The organism is Pseudomonas thivervalensis (assembly GCF_001269655.1).
In the GTDB taxonomy this organism is placed as follows: domain Bacteria; phylum Pseudomonadota; class Gammaproteobacteria; order Pseudomonadales; family Pseudomonadaceae; genus Aquipseudomonas; species Aquipseudomonas thivervalensis.
This window is the reverse complement of record NZ_LHVE01000007.1, coordinates 736,125-757,234: the sequence shown is the minus strand read 5'-3', so window position 1 is coordinate 757,234 and position 21,110 is coordinate 736,125. Positions and strand designations below refer to the sequence as shown.

The window sequence follows — 21,110 nt, the reverse complement described above, 5'->3', positions numbered from 1 at the left end:
AGACTTGATCACTGACCCCAGGAATCGCGCAAGGTCACGGTACGGTTGAACACCGGAGCACCAGGTTTCGAGTCCTTGATATCCGCGCAGAAGTAGCCTTCGCGCTCGAACTGGAAACGGTCTTCCGGCTGTGCGTTGCCCAGCGATGGCTCGGCACGACAACCCGTGAGGACTTGCAGGGAGTCAGGGTTGATGTTGTCCAGGAAGCTGGCGCTGTCTTCGGCCTTCTCCGGGTTCGGCGAACGGAACAGGCGATCGTACAGGCGCACCTCGCACTCGACGCTGGCGGCGGCCGGCACCCAGTGGATCACGCCCTTGACCTTGCGACCTTCCGGGTTCTTGCCCAGGGTGTCGGGATCGTAGGAGCAACGCAGCTCGACGATGTTGCCGTCGGCGTCCTTGATGGCCTCGTCGGCGCGGATCACGTAGCTGCCACGCAGGCGCACTTCACCGGCAGGCTCCAGGCGCTTGTAGCCTTTTGGCGGCTCTTCCATGAAGTCGTCACGGTCGATGTAGATTTCCCGGGCGAACGGCAGGACGCGCACGCCCATGTCTTCTTTCGGATGGCGCGGCAGTTCGAGGTTCTCGACCTGGCCTTCCGGATAGTTGGTGATGACGACTTTCAACGGACGCAGCACGCACATGGCGCGCGGGGCGCTGTGGTCCAGGTCGTCACGGATGCTGAATTCCAGCATGCCGAAATCCACCACACCGTCGGAACGGTTGGTCCCGATCATCTCGCAGAAGTTGCGGATCGATTTGGGCGTATAGCCGCGACGACGGAAGCCCGACAGCGTCGACATGCGCGGGTCGTCCCAACCGTTGACGTGCTTCTCGTCCACCAGTTGCTTGAGCTTGCGCTTGCTGGTGATGGTGTAGTTCAGGTTCAGGCGGCTGAATTCGTACTGGCGCGGGGTGGCCGGCACCGGCAGGTGCTCGAGGAACCATTCATACAACGGACGATGACTCTCGAACTCCAGGGTGCAGATCGAGTGGGTGATGCCTTCGATGGCATCCGACTGGCCGTGGGTGAAGTCATAGTTGGGGTAGATGCACCACTTGTCGCCTGTCTGGTGGTGATGGGCGTGACGGATGCGGTACATGATCGGGTCGCGCAGGTTCATGTTCGGCGAGGCCATGTCGATCTTGGCACGCAGCACACGAGCACCGTCCGGGAATTCACCGGCGCGCATGCGGGCGAACAGGTCCAGGTTTTCTTCCACGCCGCGCTCACGGAATGGGCTGTTCTTGCCCGGCTCGGTCAGGCTGCCGCGGTATTCCTTGGCCTGCTCGGGGGTCAGGTCGCACACGTAGGCGTTGCCGGACTTGATCAGTTCCACCGCCCAGTCGTGCAACTGATCGAAATATTGCGAGGCATAGCGCACCTCACCGGACCATTCGAAACCCAGCCACTTGACGTCGCTTTCGATCGCGTCGATGTATTCCTGGTCTTCCTTGGCCGGGTTGGTGTCATCGAAACGCAGGTGCGTGACGCCGCCGAACTCCTGGGCCAGGCCGAAATTCACGCAGATCGACTTGGCATGGCCGATGTGCAGGTAGCCGTTGGGCTCCGGCGGGAAACGAGTGACGATCTGTGTGTGCTTACCCGAGTCCAGGTCCGCCTGGATGATCGGGCGCAGGAAATTGACCGGCACGGCCGGGCCGGTCTTGGAATTCGAGGTAGGGTCGACAGTGGGCTTGCTCATAGGATCCTTGAACATACAAGTGCGCGGCCGGGTGCGGCCTGATAAATCAAAGCCCGTATCATAGCCGATGCTGTCAAGCACCTGACAGGCCAGGCCGGCAAACGATTGAATTTAATCGACGACCCGATGAAAAACAGCCTCGAAATTCGTGCCTGGCGCGCTAAACTGCCCCAGCCTGGCGATTGCAGCCAGATCGGTTGCGGGCGTTCGCGCCCCGAAACCCACGAATTTCTTGAAAGAGTAGTAATCATGACCCAAGTCAAACTGACCACCAACCATGGCGACATCGTCCTGGAACTGAACGCCGAGAAGGCTCCGATTACCGTTGCCAACTTCGTTGAATACGTCAAGGCCGGCCATTACGAGAACACCGTTTTCCACCGTGTGATCGGTAACTTCATGATTCAGGGCGGCGGTTTCGAGCCGGGCATGAAGGAAAAGAAAGACAAGCGCCCAAGCATCCAGAACGAAGCTGACAACGGTCTCTCCAACGACAAGTACACCGTTGCCATGGCCCGCACCATGGAACCGCATTCGGCCTCCGCGCAGTTCTTCATCAACGTCGCCGACAACTCGTTCCTGAACCACAGCGGCAAGAACGTCCAGGGTTGGGGCTACGCAGTATTCGGCAAGGTCACCGCCGGCACTGACGTGGTCGACAAGATCAAAGGCGTCGCCACCACCTCCAAGGCTGGCCACCAGGACGTCCCGGCAGAAGACGTGATCATCGAGAAAGCCGAGATCATTGAGTGATACTGCTGATTTCAGACTTGCATCTGGAAGAGGAGCGCCCGGACATCACCCGGGCGTTTCTGGATTTACTGGCCACACGCGCCCGCTCGGCGCAAGCGTTGTACATCCTGGGCGACTTTTTCGAAGCCTGGATCGGCGACGATGCCATGACGCCGTTCCAGCGTTCCATCTGCCAGGCCCTGCGCCAATTGAGCGACAGCGGCACGGCCATCTTCCTGATGCACGGCAATCGCGACTTCATGCTGGGGCAGGCCTTTTGCAAAGCGGCCGGCTGCACCCTGCTCAAGGACCCGAGTGTCGTGCAGCTCAACGGCGAACCGGTGCTGCTGATGCACGGCGACAGCCTCTGCACCCGCGACGAAGGCTACATGAAGCTGCGGCGCTGGCTGCGCAACCCGGTCACGCTGTTCATCCTGCGTCACCTGCCGCTGGGCAGCCGCCAGAAACTGGCGCGCAAACTACGCAGCGAAAGCCGCACGCAGACGCGCATGAAAGCCAATGACATCGTCGACGTCACGCCCGAAGAGATCCCGCGGATCATGCAGCAATACGGCGTGAAGACCCTGGTCCACGGCCACACCCACCGCCCCGCCATCCACAAGCTGCAACTGGGCGAACACGCCGCCCGGCGGATCGTGCTGGGGGACTGGGACAAGCAAGGCTGGGCGTTGCAGGTGGATGAACAGGGGTTTGCGTTGGCGCCGTTCGGGTTTGCGCCGCCGCCACAACTGCCGGCACCAGACACAATCCCTGACTACATATAGATCCCTTGTGGGAGCGAGCCTGCTCGCGAAAGCGGTGTGTCAGTCAAAACATCACTGACTGATAATCCGAATTCGCGAGCAGGCTCGCTCCCACAGGTTGGACTGCGCCCGCCATCAATGACCGCTGGCAGCAGGCCCCGCCTTCGCCGCAAACGGCGGCTTGGCCAGCCATACCAACACGATCAACCCCATGAACGCCCACCCCAGCAGCGTGAAGTAATCCACGGTGGAGAGCATGTACGCCTGGCTGTTGAGGATCTGGTCGAGCTGGGCATAGGCCGGGGCACTCGCGCCGCCGAGCTGGTTGAGGGCTTCGCGGGTGGCCGGCTCGAAGGTGCTGATGCTTTCGCTCAGATAGGCGTGATGCTGGTCCGCGCGGCGGATCCAGATCCAGGTGGTCAACGACGCGGCAAAGCTGCCACCCAGCGTCCGCAGGAACGTCGCCAGCCCTGCGCCATCGGCAATCTGGTGCGGCGGCAGGTCCGACATCAGGATGCTCAGGGTCGGCATGAAGAACAACGCCACGCCGATGCCCATGAACAACTGCACCATCGCAATGTGTTGGAAATCCACCTCATTGGTGAAGCCGGCGCGCATGAAGCAGCTCAGGCCGATGGCCAGGAACGCCAGCCCGGCCAGCAAGCGCAGGTCGAACTTGTGGGCGTACTTGCCGACGAAAGGCGACATCAACACCGGCAGGATACCGATCGGCGCCACCGCCAGCCCGGCCCAGGTCGCGGTGTAGCCCATTTGCGTCTGCAACCACTGCGGCAGGATCAGGTTGATGCCGAAGAACCCGGCGTAGCCGCCCACCAGCACTAGGGTGCCAATGCGGAAATTGCGATAGGCAAACAGCCGCAGGTTGACCACCGGATGGCGATCGGTCATTTCCCAGATCACGAACACCGCCAGGGCGATGACGGAAATCAGCGCACCGATGACGATGAAGTTCGATTCGAACCAGTCCAGGTCGTTGCCTTTGTCGAGGATCACCTGGAGCGCGCCGACCCCGATGATCAGCGTGATCAACCCCACATAGTCCATCGGCTGATGGCTGGTGACCACCGGCCGCGCCTTGAGCTGCTGTTGCACCACCATTGCCGCGAAGATGCCGATGGGCACGTTGATGAAGAAGATCCACGGCCAGCTGTAGCTGTCGGTGATCCAGCCGCCGAGGATCGGCCCGGCAATCGGCGCCACCACCGTGACCATCGCCAGCAACGCCAGGGCCATGCCCCGCCTGGCCGGCGGGTACACGGCAATCAGCAAGGTCTGGGTCATCGGATATAACGGCCCGGCCACCAGCCCCTGGAGCACGCGAAAGCCAATCAGCTCCGGCATCGAAGTGGAAATGCCACACAAGAACGAAGCGAGCACGAACAGCATCGTCGCCCACAAGAACAGCTTCACCTCGCCAAAGCGCCGGCTGAGCCAACCGGTGAGCGGCAGGGCGATGGCGTTGCTCACCGCGAACGAGGTGATCACCCAGGTGCCCTGCTCCGAGCTGACGCCCAGGTTGCCGGAAATGGTCGGCAAGGCGACGTTGGCAATGGTGGTGTCGAGCACTTGCATGAACGTCGCCAGCGACAGCCCGATGGTGCTGAGCAACAGGCTGGGCGGCGTGAAGGACGCGTTATTGCTCATTGCGAAAATCCTATGAAACGGAGGTGGTGAATTACTGGCGCCCCGATGAAATGGAATTACGCCCTGTGGCGAGGGAGCTTGCTCCCGCTGGGCTCTGTAGGAGCTGGCGAAGCCTGCGATCTTTTGATCTTGATCTTTCGCTTGCGACTCAATTGTCTGGGGAAAGATCGCAGCCTCGTTTCACTCGTCAGCTCCTACACACCGCCGAGCGGGAGCAAGCTCCCTCGCCACAGGCGTTCGACGAAGCTAGTTCAGCGCTGCGCGGTCTTGCTGGCTGCGGCGCTGTTGTCGTGGATCAGGCGGGTGATCATCGCGTCGGCATCGGCCAGTTGCCGGTCATAGACCTGGGTGCTGAACGAGGCTTTCTGCGGTGGTTGCTGGGCCAGTACCGGGCCGCTCTGGTCGTGCAGGTTGACGCTGACCAGGGTCGACAGGCCGACCCGCAGCGGATGCTTGGCCAGTTCCTGGGCATTGATGTGAATACGCACCGGCACCCGCTGGACGATCTTGATCCAGTTACCGGTGGCGTTCTGCGCTGGCAGCAAGGCAAACGCACTGCCGGTCCCGGCGCCCAGGCTGTCGATGGTGCCGCTGTACTTCACATCGCTGCCGTACAGGTCGGCTTCGATGTCCACCGGCTGGCCGATGCGCATGTCACGCAGTTGGGTTTCCTTGAAGTTGGCGTCGATCCACAGTTGATCCAGCGGGATCACCGCCATCAACGCCGTGCCCGGTTGCACCCGTTGGCCCAGTTGCACGGTCCGCTTGGCGACATAGCCGGTGACCGGCGCGATCAAGGTGCTGCGAGCGTTGGTCAGGAAGGCCTGGCGCAGTTGCGCGGCGGCGGCTTGCACATCGGGATGGGACGACACCACGGTATCATCCACCAATGCGCTGGTGGTCTTGAGCTGTTGCCGGGCATTGGCCAGGGCGTTCTGCGCCGAGGTCAGGTCATCCCGGGCGTGGGACAGTTCTTCCTGGGAAATCGCCCCGCCGGCCGCCAGGTTCTTGCGTCGGCTGTAGTTTTCCTGGGCCTTTTGCACTTCGGCTTCTTGGGCATTGACCTGCGCCCGCATGCCATCGACGTTGCTGTACAAGCCCCGCACCTGGCGCACGGTCCGGGCCAGGTTGGCCTGGGCACTTTGCAGCCCGACTTCGGCGTCGTTCGGATCGAACTGCACCAGCACCTGGCCTTCACGCACCAGGTCGCCGTCATCGGCACCGATGCTCACCACGGTTCCGGTGACTTGCGGGGTAATTTCCACCACGTTGCCGTTCACATAGGCATCGTCGGTGCTTTCGCTCCAGCGGCCATACAGTTCATGCCAGGCCCAGACGCCCAGGCCCGAAAGAATGACCAGCAGCGTCAATGTCAGCAGCATGACCTTGCGCTTGCGTGGGTTGCCGCTGTCTTGCGTTTGTTCGGATTGAGTCGTTTCGGCAGTCGCCATGACAAGTACCTCGAATCAGTTATTTGGCGCGGTAGAGGCCGGGGTGGCCGCGGCCAGGGTCTGGGCCTCGAAACCACCGCCCAGGGCCTGCATCAGTTGGATCGACAAATCGATCTGCTCGGCATTCAGGTTCGCCAGTTGGCGCTGGGCCTGGAGCAGTTGCTGCTCGATGCTCAGCACGTCCAGGTAATTACCGATGCCCGAACCGTAGCGCTGGACCACGGTGTCGTAGGAGTTCTGTGCGATATCGGTGGCATGTTGCTGGGCGCCGATCTGGCGAGCGATGTCGCGCAACTGGTTGATGGTGTCGCTGACGTCGCCAAGGGCCGTGACCAGGCTCTTGTTGTACTGCGCCACCGCCAGGTCGTAATCGGCGTCCCGGGCATCCAGGTCCGCCCGCAGGCGCCCGCCGTCGAAGATCGGCAGCGACACGGTCGGCGCCACGTTGAAGAAGCGGCTGGGCGAACCGAACATCGCATCGCCCAGCAACGACCGCACTCCCGCCGCCGCGCTCAGGTTGAGGTTGGGGTAGAAGTTGGTCTTGCCGGCCTCGATGTCCTTGCTCGCCGCCTCGACCCGCCAACGCGCCGCGACCAGGTCCGGACGGCGGCCCAGCAACTCGGCCGGCAGGTTCGACGGCAAGGCGACCGCGTTGGCTTGCAGCACATTGGGCCGGGCGATTTCATTGCCGCGGTCCGGGCCCTTGCCCAGCAATACCGCCAAGGCAATCTTGGCGCTTTGCAGGCGTTTCTCGGCGTCGATCAGGGTCGCATCGGCGCTGGCTTCCAGGCTTTCGGTCTGCTGGTACTGATATTCGCTGTCGATCCCGGCGCTGAGACGGCGCTTGCCCAGGTCGAGCATCTGCCGGGTGCGCTTGAGGTCCTCGGCGGCCAGGTCATGAAGGATGTGGGCCTGGCCCAGGTCGCTGTAGGCCCGGGCCACGTCGGCGGCCAGGGTCAGTTGCGCGGCCTGGCGATCGATCTCGGCGGCGCGGGCCTGACCCAGCGCGGCCTCCCAGGCGGCACGCTGGCCACCCCAGAGGTCGAAGTTGTAGTTGAAGTCCACACTCAGCGAACGCAGGGTGCTGTAGGCCCCGCCCTGCCCTTGCGGGTCCTGGTCACGGGCCAGGCGCGAACGGCTGACGCTGCCGCTGGCATCCAGGGTCGGCAGGCGCGCCGCGTTGGCGGCATAGGCCGCGGCACTGGCCTGATGGACCCGGGCGCTGGCGACCTGCATGTCCGGGCTATCGCGCAGTGCTTCGCGGATCAGGCCGTCGAGTTGTGGGTCACCGAGGCTTGTCCACCAGTCGTTTTTCGGCCACGCGGCCGGCGACAGTGTGACCCCGTTCAACGACTGTCCAGCCTGGAGGCTCTTGGCCTCAAGGCTCACACCTTCGGTCTTCAGGCCGCTGTAGCTGGCACAACCGGCGAGGCTCATGGCCAACAGCACCAGGCCCAAGCGGGCACGCAAGGTTTGACGTTTCATTTATCCCCCAATCGCAACACGGTGATGGGATCACCGGCGGCGAGCAGTATTTTCTTGAGGATGTCTTCGAGGGTTTGCAACTCCTCGCGGCTGATCGCGCTGGCCAACTGGTTCATGGCGTCGGCACCGATGAACGGCAGGCGGTCAGCGAGGGCCTGGCCGGCTTCGGTCAGCACCAATTGCACCTGGCGGCGGTCCTCTGCCGAGCGTTGGCGGACCAGGAAACCTTTCTGCTCCAGGCGATCGAGCATCCGTGTCATCGAGCCGCTGTCCAGGGACAGGTAGCGACACAGTTCGACCGGCGTGTCGATGCCGTGCTGGGCCATGATGATCAACACCTTGAACTGTGCGGCGGTGATGCCGACGGGCTCCATGTGGGTGTCGATGATCCGGTCCTTGAGCAGCGCGGCGCGGCCGAGCAGCATGCCGAGGTGGCAATTGTGGAATTCGTCTGGGGTGAAATGCTTCATCTGAGCACCGTTTGCTGCCTAGGCAGTGAATGTATGTCGAGATATTACTGCTTAGGCAGCAAATGTCAAATAAATCGTTAGCTAACTACACATAAACAGACAGACACAGAAAAACTTGTGAGAGCGAGCCTGCTCGCGATAGCGGTGTGTCAGTCAACGAAGATGCTGAATGTCATTGCGCTATCGCGAGCAGGCTCGCTCCCACATTGGGTATTGGGGGACTTGGGGAGGGAGTTAGAAATCGCGCTTGTAGAAGATATCCAGCGAACTGGCGACGCCGCTGGCGGCTTCGAGGTAGACCTTCTTGCTGAGCTTGTACCGCAGGGCGATGGTGTTGGCCGGTTCGAACACGCCGACGCCGTAGCGCAGGCTGAGCTTTTCCGAGAGGTTGCCGCTGGCGACCACACTGGTGGTGTTGCCACTGCCCTGGGTGTCGAGCTGGAAGTCATCGATGCCCAGGTTATTGGCCAGGCTGCTGGTCACGCCCGAACTGCCCATCAGCCCCAGGCCCAGCGCCGCCTGGGCGAGCATGTTGTTGTCCTCGCCCGTGGTGCTCAATGGCCGGCCCAGCACCAGATAGGACAGTGCCTGCTCCTGGCTCATGGCCGGTTCCGAGAAAATCTGTGTGGTTGGCTGCTCGGCGCTGCCACTCAAGCGGATGCCGGCGATTACGTCGTCGGTCTGGCGGATCGCTTCGATATCCAGGTAGGGCTGGTCGATGGGCCCGGCGAACAACAGCCGCGCCCGGCGCACCGTGAGCCGTTGCCCGTAGGCCCGATAGCGGCCGTCGTTGAGCCACAGCTCACCGCGGGTGTCCATGTTGTCGCCGATGTGCACCTGGCCCTGGACGTTGGCGGTCAGGCCGAAACCCGAGAACGCGAGTTTGTCCTGGCCGACGATCACATCGATGTCCATCGCCATGGCCAGCGGCGCCTTGCCCTCCTCGGTCTGGTGGCCGACGATCACCGTGTCGTCCGAGACCTTGACGGTGGACGGTGGCAGCTCGCGAACGGTGATCTCGCCTTTGGGCACCAGGACCTTGCCGGCAATCGAAAGCTGCTCGCCCTGCATCGTGATGTTCAGGTCCGGGGCCACATCAAGCACCGCGTACGGTTCGACGGTGACCGGCAGTTGCGAGCCCTTGAGGGCCAGGTTCAGGCTCAGGGCCTCGCCCCAGCCGATATTCCCGGTCAGGCTGCCCTGCCCGTTCTTGCCGCTTTTCCAGCCACCGTCGAGTCGTACCGTTTCACCGGCAATCATCGCCCGCACTTGCAAGGCTTCGAGGCTGACCGGCAGTTCCGGCCCGGAGACTTCGCCGTCGCTGAGCACCAGGTTGCCGTTGACCTGGGGCGCAAGCAAACCACCAGACAAGGTCCCGCTGCCGTTCAGGTGACCGGTGAGGGTTTCCACCATCGGCACGAATGGCCGGGCCACGGACAGGTCCAGGCCGGTCAGGCGGAACGAGCCGCTCAAGGGCTTGCTCGCCGGCAGCGGGTTGATCTGCGCCTGGAGCATCAGTTCGCCGAGCCTGGCGCCGACGAAATTCAGGTCGGTGTCGATGCGCTTGGGGGTCAGGCGGCTGCTGAGCGTCAGGGTCTGGTACGGGAAGTCCAGCCATTGCGGCTTATCACTCGCCTTATCCCGAATCCGCAAGGTACCGCCACTGGCATCCACCAGGATACGGCCACTCGGGCCGCTGGCCGGCAGGTCCAGTTGCAGGTCCGCGTTAAGCCGGCCCTGCCAGGCAAAATCCTTGGGCATCCACTGGGCCAAGCTTTCGATGGGGAACTGCTTGAGGTGATAACGCAGCTTCGGTTCCGGCATCAGCCGCTGGTCTTCGCCACACAGGCTGGCATCAAAGGAACGCCAGCAATGAGCGCCGACATTGAGCGTGCCATCGGCCAGGCGCTCCAGTTTCGCCGGGGCTTGCAGGCGCCAGGCTTGACCGCCGGCCTGCACCTCGCCACTGGCCAGGCGTCCGCGCCAATTGCTCTGGTCGAGGGCGCCATCGAGCGCCAGGGTCGCGTCGAGCTGCGGCCCTTGCAAGTTCAAGTTGAGTGTTTGCCGCTTGATGTCGCCCTGCCCGCTGACGGTCAGCACGCCCAACGAAGTTTCACCGGCGCGGATGCCGCTGGCCTTGAGGTCGAGCTTGCCGCGCTGGGCGCTGTCGAGGGTCGCATCGAGGTTCAGGCTTTGCAGGCGATTGTCCTGGAACGCCAGCTGCGTGCCTTGCAGGCCGAACTTGCCTTGGGGCGCCTTGAGCGTGCCGGCCATGTCGACCCGACCGACCACTTGGCCGCGCAATTGCGGCCAGAGCTGGGCCAGGCGCGAGAGCTTGATGTCGATCTGGCCGCTCAGTTTCTCTTGCAGGCGACCGCTGCCGTTGATGCGGTTGTCCCCCAGGCGGATGTCCAGCGCGCTGAGGTTCCACTGCTCGCCGGCACCACTGGCCTTGGCCTGGAACAGCGCCGGTTGGCCGCGCAGCTTGCCCTTGAGATCGAGCTCCGCATCAAGGTCCAGGCGGTCGTTCTTCATGGTCCCTTTGCTGCGCAACGGCCCGGCCAGGGTTCCAGGCAGTTCACCGAGCCAATATGCGGGGTCGATGGCCGATAACTGCAACGCCGTGTCCCAGGCGATGCCGTCGGCAAATTGCAGGCTCAGGTGCCCTTCAGCCTTGCCCTGCCCCGCCATGAGCGCGAGTTGCGGCAAATGGATTTGCGTCAGGTCGCCGCTGAACGGGCTGCCCAGGCTGAAGGCCCCGGCGGGCCCGTCCAGCGCGGCCTGGAAGTTGCCCAGGTAGTGGCCATCGGTGTACGAGACCTCGCCGTTGAAACTGCGCAACGTCACTTGCGGTTCGTCGATCAACGGATAAAGGCGATGCCAGGGGAAATCCAGCCAGGCGACTTTCGCCTCGGCGCGCAGGCCTTCGCGCCAGTCCACTTGCCCATCGAGTTTCAGACTTTGCTGATTGCCGGCGTCCAGATCCAGGCCGGCGATCCGGGCGCCATTGGCGTCCACGCTGCCTTGCAGCAGCAACGCCACCGACCCTTTTTCGGCGGGCAGTGTCGCCTTGCCGAGCAGTTGATAGCCGTTTTTCAGATCGCCTTCGCCGGTCAATTCCAGCTGATTGAGTAACAGCGTGTCGGGCAGATCGGCGCTGGCCTTGAAGCCGTCGGCGGTGATACGCACCTTGGCGGGCAGGTTGTCCGCCAGCGGTTGCACTTCGCCGTTCAACTGGCCTTGCAGGTAGCCGCTGCTGTCGGCCTTGAGGTTGAGGGTCTTGAGCAGGTTGCCGTCGACTTTCAGGTCCAGGGCCCAGGGCATGTCACCCGGCGCCGGCAAGGTCAATCGGCCTTCGGCATTCAACGGCCAATCACCGCCGAGCTTGAGCAAACCGGACAGCTTCAGGCCCAACGCGTCGCGCTGCAATTGCACCGAGTCGATCTGCAAGCCCTCGGCGGTCCAATGGGCAACCAATTGCAGGCCCTTGAGCTGCTCGCTGCCATTGAACGACAGGCTGCCGACTTGCACATCGCCCAGTTCGACCGCGAGCGGCAAGTCCAGATCCGGCAAGCTGATCGGGCCGCTGCTCGGTTCATCGGCAGAGGCAGGCAACTGTACGGCAATCCGGTCAGCCTTTAACTGCTCGATGCACAGGGTCATACGCGCCAGGCACGGCGGCGACCAGGCGAATATCAGCCGATCCACCTCTACTCGACTGTCGCCCTGCTGCCATAAAACATGATCGGCGCTCCACTGCCCGCCCAGCCGGCCTTGGAAATTCTCCACAGTCAGCCCCGGCACCCGGTCAAGGGCCCAGCGGCTGCCATAGGCCGTGCCCAGCACCCCGCTCAAGACCAACACGACCGCCAGCAACACCCCCGCGAGCGCCAGCAGCGCTATCTTCAAACCGCGCTTCACAGCTCAGGCCCCATGGAAAAGTGCAATCGAATGCCGCCCTCGTCGTCCATCGCATGGGCCAGGTCGAGGCGGATCGGCCCCACCGGCGACACCCAGCGCACGCCGACACCCACCCCAGTCTTGAGGCTCGGCAGTTCCAGGCTGTTGAAGGAGTTGCCCTGGTCGACGAATGTTGCCACTCGCCACTTTTCTGCGATGGAGTATTGATACTCAAGGCTGCCGGCGACCATGTAGCGACCACCGATACGGTCGCCCTCGGCGTTTTCCGGCGACAGGCTCTGGTAGTCGTAACCCCGCACGCTCTGGTCGCCACCGGCAAAAAAGCGCAGGGACGGCGGGATGGATTTGTAACCGTTGGTGGCGCTGCCGCCAATCTGCGCCCGAGCCAGCAGCCGATGCTTGTCGAACACCGTGGTCAAGCCCTTGACCATGGCGGTGCCGTATAAAAGGTTGTTGTCCGAACCCAGCCCTTCCTTGGCGACCTTGGTGTCGAATTGCAGACGGTAGCCGTTGTGCGGGTCGATGCGGTTGTCGCTGCGCAGGTAGGAATAACTAACGCCCGGCATCAACAGCGTGCTCAGGCCCGCATCGTCGCCGAGGCGATATTCCTCGCGCTGCCACTTGAGCGACACCACCCGCTGCCAGCCGCTGGGCAACTTGCTGTGCCATTCCGGGCCCACAGTGAGCAACTTGCTGAGGCTGTCGGTGCCGGCCAGTTCTTCATATTGGTAACCGCCGGCGTAGCGCATCTTGTCGGTCAGCGGCGGGTCCAGCGGCACGTCGTACCACAGGCCGACGTTCTGCCGGGGCGCCGACACTTCGGCTTCCCAGCCATAGCTGTGGCCCTGGGGGTTGACCCAGTGGCGCGTCCAATTGGCTTTGGCCCGGGGGCCGACATCGGTGGAAAAGCCCAGGCCCAGCCCCATGGTACGCGGCTTGCGCGTGTCGAGCTTGACCGCCACCGGGATCACGTTGTCAGTGGCTGCGGTGGGCGCGGCATCGACGCGCACGCCTTCGAAATAACCGCTCGACTGCAGCGCCTGGTTGAGCTCCGCGATGAGTTCGGAATCGTACGCCGTGCCGGCCTTGAACGGCACCATGCGTTGCAGCAGGTCTTCGTCGAACGGCGTGTCGCCCTCGAAGCTGACCAGACCCAAGGCATAACGCGGGCCGCTGTCATAGACCAGCTCGATATCGGCGAGGCCCGCCTGAGGGTCCACCAGGAGTTTCTGCTGGGTGAAGCGCCCACTGAAATACCCATAGCGCGAGGCCTGGTTCTGGATCACCCGCTTGGCGTCTTCGTAGCGACCATGGTTGAGCACCGCGCCGGGTTTCAGGCCGGCGTTGCCGGGCACGCGAAAAACCTTGAGCGAAGCCGCCGGGCCATCGATGCGAATCGTGACGGTGCGCAGGTGCACCGGCTCGCCGGGGTCAATGGTCAGCACCAGGCGCGGGTCCTTGCCACCCTTGACCTCGCTGTCGATCTGCGGTTGGTAGTAGCCCAGCGCCTGGGCGGCCTTGCGCGCCTGTTCCTCGGCGCCGCGGCTGAAGCGCAACAAGGCCTCCTCATCACGATCACCCAAGCCACCGATGTAGCCTTCTACGTTGGCCTTGAGTTCGTCGTTGGACGGCTGGACGCGTACTTCCAATTCACTGTTTGCCAGCGCCGCGCAGCTGAGGGACAGCAAAAGCGCGCCACTGGTCATTCTTCCTGGGAGGTTCATGGCGCGGATGCTATCACGAGCGTAGGTGCCTGATAGAGCCGGACATTTCCCAAAAGTTCGTCCGACTATGCCGTTGCGCTTTGCAAAACCTGCGGGTTGGCGTGAAAGAACACATGCTCGCGGATCGGTCCTACCGCCACTTCACCGATTTCCTCGTAACCCTGGCGTTTATAAAACTCCAGGTAACGCGGGTTGCCGGTGTCCAGCACCACGCCGCGGGAATGTTCATCCACCGCACACCAGTTATGCACCGCTGCGAGCAACTGTTCGCCGAAATGCTTGCCCTGGAACTGCGGGTGCACCCCCAGCAGCGGCAGGACATGGACCGCATCGGACGGCAGGCAAGCCAGCACCGCCGCGTGATATTCCAAGTAGCGCCTTGTGCAACGAAAACCAGTGCTCAAGACCATGCGCAGGCGCCAGGCCCAACTTTCAGTGATGCCCAGGCGCCGCTGCGGCGGGGCGATCAGGGCGATGCCGATCAGGCGGTCATTGACCAACAGGCCGATGGCCGGCAGGTCCTGGAGAAAATGCTGCTTGACCAACTCACGCACCGTGGCCCGTACCCGCTGTTCATAACCGGGACGCTCGGATTCGAACAGGTAGCTGAAGGTCGGCTCATGGCGATAGGCCTGGTACAGCAACGAACGGGCTTCACGGGAATAACCACTGTCGAGCATATGGACGTCGGCGGTGGCGGTGGCGGTTTCAGGCATGGCGTTGGATCTCCTGGGAGCGAGGCTTGGTAATGAGCCCTGTAGGAGCTGCCGAGTGCAACGAGGCTGCGATCTTTCCACGGGCGCTTGAATCCCAAGCGAAAGATCAAAAGATCGCAGGCTTCGCCAGCTCCTACAAAGCCGAACGGGGAAATCCCCTCGCCACAGGACATTAGCAGCGCATTTGTCCTACTGCCACGCTGGCTCCCTTCCCACATGTCAGCTAGCATCGCAGTTTTGCTAGGACAGCCGACCATGAAGATCGTCTCCTTCAACATCAACGGGCTGCGCGCCCGCCCCCATCAGCTGGCGGCGCTGATCGAGAAGCATCAACCCGATGTGATCGGGCTGCAGGAAACCAAGGTCCACGACGAACAGTTCCCCCTGGCCGAGGTGCAGGCACTGGGTTACCACGTGCATTACCATGGGCAAAAAGGCCACTACGGCGTCGCCCTGCTCTCCCGCCAGGCGCCGCTGAGCCTGTACAAAGGCTTCGAAGGTGACGACGAGGACGCCCAGCGACGCTTCATCTGGGGCACCTTCGCCGATGCCAACGGCGTGCCGGTGACCATCATGAACGGTTATTTCCCACAGGGTGAAAGCCGCGACCATCCGACCAAGTTCCCAGCCAAGGCGCGTTTCTACAGCGATTTGCAGCAACTGCTGGAAAGCCGCTTCAGCAACGACCAGCCAGTGGTGGTGATGGGCGATGTGAACATTTCCCCGGAAGACTGCGACATCGGCATCGGTCCGGACAACATGAAGCGCTGGCTGAAAACCGGCAAATGCAGCTTCCTGCCGGAAGAGCGCGAATGGATGGCCCGCCTGAAGAACTGGGGCCTGGTGGACAGCTTCCGCCACCTGAACCCGGACGTCACCGACCGTTTCAGCTGGTTCGACTACCGCAGCCGCGGTTTCGAGGACGAGCCCAAGCGCGGCCTGCGCATCGACCTGATCCTCACCTCCCACGGCCTGCTGCCGCGGGTCAAGGACGCCGGCGTGGACTATGAGCTGCGGGGCATGGAAAAACCGTCGGACCATGCGCCGATCTGGTTGCAGTTGGGCTGATCCAAGCCATATACAACTCCCTTGTGGGAGCGAGCCTGCTCGCGATAGCGGTGTGACTGCCAAAATTAATATTGGATGTGCCGCCGTCATCGCGAGCAGGCTCGCTCCCACATGGGGTTTGCGGCAACGACAAGTAGCACCCCTGTCACCTTTCAGTAACCTGACTGACTTAATCTTCCGGCACTTCCTCGGGTTCAGAAGGTGCCGGCATGCGGCTGTGTGTTGTGATTTTCATGGGCCTCTGGCTGCCGCTCGTGGCATGGGCCGGTAATTTGCCCATTCCCGAACAGGGCCCAGCCTTGCGCCTCCAGGGTTCCAATACCATCGGTGCGGCGCTGGGGCCGGCGCTGGTCAGGGGCTTGATGGCGGATCAGGGCCTGCTCCGGATCAGCAGCGAAATCACCGGGCGCGACAACGAGCAACGCATCGTCGGCCAGACCGCCGATGGCCGACGGGTGCAGGTCGACATCGCAGCCCACGGTTCCAGCACCGGCTTTGCTGCCCTCAAACAGGCCAGCGCCGACCTGGCGGCCGCTTCCCGGCCGATCAAGGACAGTGAACTGAAGGAATTGTTGTCCCTGGGCGATCTGAAAAGCCCTGCCGCCGAGCAGGTCATCGCCATCGATGGCCTGGCGATCATCCTTCATCCCTACAACCCGCTGCGCCAACTCGATACCGTGCAACTGGCGCGGATATTCAGCGGCGAGGCGAAAACCTGGGAGGCCGTCGGCGGCACCGGCGGACCGATTCACCTGTATGCCCGGGATGAACAATCCGGCACCTACGACACCTTCAAGGAACTGGTGCTCAGCCGACAGGGAAAACGGCTGGATCCTACAGCGCGACGCTTCGAATCCAGCGAGCAGTTGTCCGACGCTGTCAGCCAGGACCCGCAAGGCATTGGCTTCATTGGTTTGCCCTACGTGCGCCAGGCCAAGGCGCTGGCGATTGTCGACGGCGCTTCCCAACCCATGTTGCCGCTCAACCACTTGATCGCCACCGAGGATTATCCTCTTTCCCGGCGCCTGTTCTTCTATCTGCCGCCCTGGGGCACCAACCCCTGGGCCGAGGCGCTGGTGGCGTTCACCCAAAGCGACAAAGGCCAGGCCATCGTCGCGGCCAACGGCTTCATCGCCCAGACCGTCCAGGCCATGGCCGTCACGCCGAACGCACTGATGCCCGAGGGTTACCAGGCCCTGAGCCGCCACGCCCAACGCTTGAACGTGAACTTTCGCTTCGAAGAAGGCAGCGCCAACCTGGACAACAAGGCCCATCAGGACCTGGGCCGCGTGCTCGACTATATAAAGCAGCACGACAAAGCCGACCGCCGCGTGACCCTGGTGGGTTTTGGCGACGCCAAGGACGATCCGGCACGGGCCGACCTGTTGTCCAAACTACGGGCCATGGCGGTGCGAAGGGAATTGGTCAAATACGGCGTGGCGCTACGGGAAGTGCGAGGGTTCGGGGCCTTGATGCCAGTGGCGGCCAATAGCGAGGATGAAGGACGGGTTAGGAATCGGCGGGTGGAGGTGTGGGTTTACTAGCATGCCATCAAAAGTCGAACCCGCTCTTGTGGCGAGGGAGCTTGCTCCCGCTGGGTCTGCAGGAGCTGTGTAGGAGCTGTGTAGGAGCTGTCGAGTGCAACGAGGCTGCGATCTTCCCCCAAACACTTGAGTCTCAAGCGAAAGATCAAAAGATCGCAGCCTCGCTCCGCTCGACAGCTCCTACAGCGCCGAGCGGGAGCAAGCTCCCTCGCCACAAGGGCATGTGCGTCATGACTGAACGAGCGACCTGTTACCGCCCCGCCAACTCCATGATCATCCGCGACAGCAGATAGATCCGCGGCACCACGCTCTCGACTTCGGCGTACTCCTCCGGCGTGTGGATATTGCCGCCAACAATGCCAAAGCCATCCAACGTCGGCGTGCCGACACCGGCCGAGAGGCTGGCGTCCGCCGCGCCGCCGCTGCCTTCTTCGGTGAGCTTGCGCCCCAGTTCACCGTAAATCCCCTGGGCCATGGCCATCAACCGGTCCGACTCCGCCGTCTGCGGCATCGGTGGCAGGCCGCGCTTGAGGCTGGTGGTCACTTCAGTGTCGGCGATCAGTTTGTCTTGCGACACCCGGGCCAGGTCCTTTTCAATGCGGTCGAACTCTTCCGGCACCGCCGCCCGCACATCAGCCTTGGCGCTCGCCTGGTCGGGAATCACGTTGGTACGGTCGCCGGCCTTGAGCACCGTGAAGTTGATGGTGGTTTTCTTTTCCGCGTCGCCGAGCTTGCCCAACTGCAAAATCTGATGCGCGGCTTCCATCGCCGCATTGCGCCCCAACTCCGGCGCGACACCGGCGTGGGACGCCTTGCCCTTGACTTCCACCAGCGCCGTGGCACTGCCCTTGCGCCACACCACCAGGCCGTCGGCCGGGCGACCCGGCTCGAGGTTGAGGGTCACGTCGTGGGCCTTGGCGGTTTTCTTGATCAGGTCGGTGGCCACGTCCGAGCCGGTTTCTTCGCTGGCATCGAGCAGGAAGGTGATTTGCGCGTAGTTCTTGAAATCAAGGTTCTTGAGGACTTTCAAGGCGTAGATGCCGGCGACGATGCCGCCCTTGTCGTCCATCACCCCCGGCCCGTAGGCCCGGCCATCCTTGATGTGGAAAGGACGCTCGGCGGCCGAGCCCTCCTTGAACACCGTGTCCATATGGGCCATCAACAGGATTTTGGCTTTCCCGGTGCCCTTGAGAGTCGCCAGGATGTGCTGGCTGCCGTCCGAGTTCGGTACCTTCTCAATGGTGGCGCCTAACTTTTTCAGTTCTTCGATGGCAATGTCGCCGACCTGGGTCAGCCCCGGCACATATCCGGAGCCGGAGTCGATATTCACCAGCCGCTCCAGCAGCTTCAGGGCCTCGCCCTTGTACTGCTGCGCATCGCTCAGGATTTGTTGATGGGGTTGCGCGAAGGCCATGGGGGTGAAGGCGCCAAGGGCCAGGCTCAGGCCGAGGCTGACGGCCAGACGGGAGCGAAGTGCGGTCATCGTCATGATTTCATCCTTGTTCCGTATCGAGAGAGTGCCAAGGGCACCCTACCTGACAACGGGGCAAGGCTCTAGACAGCAAGAGGCCATCTCAAAGGGAAACGACCGAGGCTTCCAGCACTTGCCGATGCCGGTGGCAAGTGACCCGGTTGCGCCCGCTGGTCTTGGCGTCGTACAACGCCTGGTCCGCATCATTGAGCCAAAGGGTCGCGTCGTTATATGCAGGGTCGAACACCGCCAGGCCAATACTCAGGCTCACCTTCAGCGCCGGGTCCTGCTCGTAGCTGAGGGTCGCGAAGCGCTCCCGCAAACCGTCCATGGCCTGCACAGCGTTGTGCAGGGTCAGGTCCGGCAAAATCACGCAAAACTCGTCACCACCATAACGCCCGACAATGTCAGCGGTGCGCAGGTTCTGCCTGAGCAGCTTGCCGAGCTGGCGCAGCACAATGTCACCAGCGCCGTGGCCGTAGGTGTCATTGATGGCCTTGAAATGGTCGATGTCGATCAGCGCAATCGCGCCATGAGCCGTCCCGTCCGCCGGATGGCGCACACAACGTTGGAATTCCTCGTCGAGGCGATCCTTCCACGCGCCATGGTTCAACAACCCGGTCAGGCTGTCGGTACGGCTCAGGGCCAGCAATTCACGTTTTTGCCGGCCCAGGGTGTAGGCCTGGCGAAAGCAGATCCAGCCCAGTGCCATCGGATACAAACACAGCAGCGGCAGACAGGCGTAGATCTGCGCCGGGCTGGTCATGGGCACGCTGGTCAGCGGGAAAATCACCGTGCCCACGGCGATGCCTGCCACTTGGGCCACAACCCCGACGAGCAGGAAACGCAGGCCACCGATGGCGACGTTGTTCATTGCCATCATCGCCAGCGTGACGGCCGTGGGCAGCGGGTTGAATTGCATCGCCACGACCCAGAAGCCGCCGAGAAAGGCATCGATCAGCAAGTTGCGGTGTTCGGCGTGGTACGGCACCGCGCATTGGCGAGCCCACCAATAAGACAGGTGCGGCCAGAGCAGGCCGTTGAACAGCATGAAACCCCAGACCCAGGGCGGCGGATCGAGGGGATAAAGCCCGGCGCTGACCACCAGCAAGCCCAGCGTCAGGCCCAGGATGCGCGATACGTAGAGCCTCCTGGCCAACGACAATCCCTTTTTTCCCGTTTTTTGCATAGACGCCTCTGCATCGCGGGTCTCCCGAACTATCGGGATGGGGTTGCCTGGAGTCTATCAGGGCAGCATCAAATAGCCACCACTGAATGCAGGGGTATTTATTCTTCTATAAATACGCGACGCTGCTCGGATTTTGGCTATATATGACAAGGAATCCTTAGCCTTCAGAAAGGAGGTCCCCTGGGCAACGATGTTCACGGGTTTAACTTCACTGATCACCGTTTGATCCGTTCGATCACATTCTGTCGTAGCCCATGGAGGGCAAAACATGCTGGTGTTGTGGGCAGTTCTTGCTGTACTTATCGCCTGGAGCTGGTTGACGTATCCCGGCATCGGCCATGTGATCTACGACATGGGCATGGCCTTGGAGGCACGCCTTTACCGGTTGCGCAAAATCACCGTGCCCATCAGTGAAATGACCGTGTCGACCTGGCAAGGAGGGCCTTATGAGGCGTCCGCCAGTATCCTGATGTTGCACGGTTACAGCGGTGATAAAAACCTCTGGCTGCGGGTCGCCCGGCATTTTGTCGGTGACTATCGGGTGGTGATCCCCGATCTCCCCGGCCATGGCGAAACCGGCTTCAAGGCCGGCGGCGGCTTCGATATTCCGACCCAGGCCCGGCGAATCATCGAATTGCTCGACGCCTGCGGCCTGGACAAGGTCCATGTGATCGGTAATTCCATGGGCGGGCATCTCGCCGCATGGCTGGCGGCCACATCGCCTGATCGCGTGTTGACCTTGGCGCTGCTCAATCCGGCCGGCGTCACCGCCCCCCAGCCAAGCGACATGGATCGCCAACTGGCTGCCGGTCGTAACCCATTCCTGATGAAGTCACGAGAGGAATTCCTGCCGTTCTACGCAATGACCATGGCCTCGCCGCCCTGGGTGCCGGGCGTGGTGATAGCGGCTGTGGCCGAGCGTTATGTGCAGCGCCGCGAAGAATTGGCGGAGATTTACACCGACTTTCACGCCAGCCCGTCGATGGAACCCTACTTGACCGACATTCGCGCCCCTTCCCTGCTGCTCTGGGGCCGCCAGGACCGGTTGATCGATGTCAGCAGCGTGCCGGTGTGGAGCAAGGGCATCGCGGACTTGCGCGTAGAAATCTGGGACGGCGTCGGCCACCTACCGATGATTGAACAGCCGGGGAAAACCGCGGCACTGTACCGCGGTTTTCTCAAAGGCTTGGGGCAGTGATCATGG

Annotated in this window: 15 protein-coding genes; 5 read left to right on the top strand and 10 right to left on the bottom strand. The window is 62.5% G+C overall.

Annotation, left to right across the window (positions count from 1 at the left end):
- Positions 1–8 precede the first annotated feature (8 nt).
- Positions 9–1,706 (bottom strand): glutamine--tRNA ligase/YqeY domain fusion protein, encoded by a 1,698-nt coding sequence (locus AD659_RS11095; RefSeq protein WP_053121106.1) that lies wholly within the window; start codon positions 1,704–1,706, stop codon positions 9–11.
- Positions 1,707–1,955: 249 nt separating this feature from the next.
- On the opposite strand from AD659_RS11095, the gene AD659_RS11090 reads away from it, so the two are divergent.
- Positions 1,956–2,459 (top strand): peptidylprolyl isomerase, encoded by a 504-nt coding sequence (locus tag AD659_RS11090; RefSeq protein WP_053121103.1) that lies wholly within the window; start codon positions 1,956–1,958, stop codon positions 2,457–2,459.
- Complete coding sequence (lpxH, locus tag AD659_RS11085) at positions 2,456–3,223, top strand: UDP-2,3-diacylglucosamine diphosphatase (protein ID WP_053121100.1); 768 nt, start codon at positions 2,456–2,458, stop codon at positions 3,221–3,223. The genes AD659_RS11090 and lpxH overlap by 4 nt, the downstream gene beginning before the upstream one ends.
- A 114-nt stretch (positions 3,224–3,337) precedes the next feature.
- Here the strand turns inward: lpxH and AD659_RS11080 are convergent, their stop codons facing one another.
- From AD659_RS11080 to AD659_RS11050, 7 genes are all read right to left on the bottom strand, one after another.
- Positions 3,338–4,867 carry a DHA2 family efflux MFS transporter permease subunit gene (locus tag AD659_RS11080; protein WP_053121097.1) on the bottom strand — a complete coding sequence of 510 codons (1,530 nt, stop codon included), beginning with the start codon at positions 4,865–4,867 and terminating at the stop codon, positions 3,338–3,340.
- 251 nt (positions 4,868–5,118) lie between these two features.
- Positions 5,119–6,318: an HlyD/EmrA/EmrK family protein gene (locus AD659_RS11075; protein WP_053121096.1), complete on the bottom strand. Its 1,200-nt coding sequence runs from the start codon at positions 6,316–6,318 to the stop codon at positions 5,119–5,121.
- Positions 6,319–6,333: 15 nt separating this feature from the next.
- Positions 6,334–7,803, bottom strand: a complete 1,470-nt coding sequence (locus AD659_RS11070; protein ID WP_053121093.1) for an efflux transporter outer membrane subunit — start codon at positions 7,801–7,803, stop codon at positions 6,334–6,336.
- The gene (locus AD659_RS11065; protein WP_053121090.1) at positions 7,800–8,273 is read right to left on the bottom strand and encodes a MarR family winged helix-turn-helix transcriptional regulator; all 474 of its coding nucleotides are present in this window, start codon (positions 8,271–8,273) and stop codon (positions 7,800–7,802) included. Before AD659_RS11065 ends, AD659_RS11070 begins: the two co-directional genes overlap by 4 nt.
- A 234-nt stretch (positions 8,274–8,507) precedes the next feature.
- A complete protein-coding gene (locus AD659_RS11060) occupies positions 8,508–12,194 on the bottom strand; it encodes a translocation/assembly module TamB domain-containing protein (protein WP_053121084.1) in 3,687 nt (1,228 codons plus the stop codon).
- Positions 12,191–13,918, bottom strand: coding sequence for an autotransporter assembly complex protein TamA (locus AD659_RS11055; protein WP_053121082.1), 1,728 nt, complete (start codon positions 13,916–13,918; stop codon positions 12,191–12,193). The genes AD659_RS11060 and AD659_RS11055 overlap by 4 nt, the downstream gene beginning before the upstream one ends.
- A 65-nt stretch (positions 13,919–13,983) precedes the next feature.
- Positions 13,984–14,634 carry a GNAT family N-acetyltransferase gene (locus AD659_RS11050; protein ID WP_053121080.1) on the bottom strand — a complete coding sequence of 217 codons (651 nt, stop codon included), beginning with the start codon at positions 14,632–14,634 and terminating at the stop codon, positions 13,984–13,986.
- A gap of 255 nt (positions 14,635–14,889) precedes the next feature.
- Here AD659_RS11050 and xthA point away from each other — a divergent pair, with 255 nt between their 5' ends.
- Both xthA and AD659_RS11040 read left to right on the top strand, forming a co-directional pair.
- Positions 14,890–15,702, top strand: a complete 813-nt coding sequence (gene xthA / locus AD659_RS11045; protein ID WP_053121078.1) for an exodeoxyribonuclease III — start codon at positions 14,890–14,892, stop codon at positions 15,700–15,702.
- 209 nt (positions 15,703–15,911) lie between these two features.
- Positions 15,912–17,246 carry a substrate-binding domain-containing protein gene (locus tag AD659_RS11040; protein WP_053121076.1) on the top strand — a complete coding sequence of 445 codons (1,335 nt, stop codon included), beginning with the start codon at positions 15,912–15,914 and terminating at the stop codon, positions 17,244–17,246.
- A 250-nt stretch (positions 17,247–17,496) separates the two neighbouring features.
- Here the strand turns inward: AD659_RS11040 and AD659_RS11035 are convergent, their stop codons facing one another.
- Together AD659_RS11035 and AD659_RS11030 are read right to left on the bottom strand one after the other, a co-directional pair.
- Positions 17,497–18,735 carry a M20/M25/M40 family metallo-hydrolase gene (locus AD659_RS11035; protein WP_053121074.1) on the bottom strand — a complete coding sequence of 413 codons (1,239 nt, stop codon included), beginning with the start codon at positions 18,733–18,735 and terminating at the stop codon, positions 17,497–17,499.
- Between the two features lie 85 nt (positions 18,736–18,820).
- Entirely contained in the window at positions 18,821–19,906 is a 1,086-nt protein-coding gene (locus AD659_RS11030; protein ID WP_053121072.1) for a diguanylate cyclase, read from the bottom strand.
- 268 nt (positions 19,907–20,174) lie between these two features.
- Between AD659_RS11030 and AD659_RS11025 the strand changes: the two genes are divergently transcribed.
- Positions 20,175–21,104, top strand: a complete 930-nt coding sequence (locus AD659_RS11025) for an alpha/beta fold hydrolase (RefSeq protein WP_053121070.1) — start codon at positions 20,175–20,177, stop codon at positions 21,102–21,104.
- Positions 21,105–21,110 lie beyond the last annotated feature (6 nt).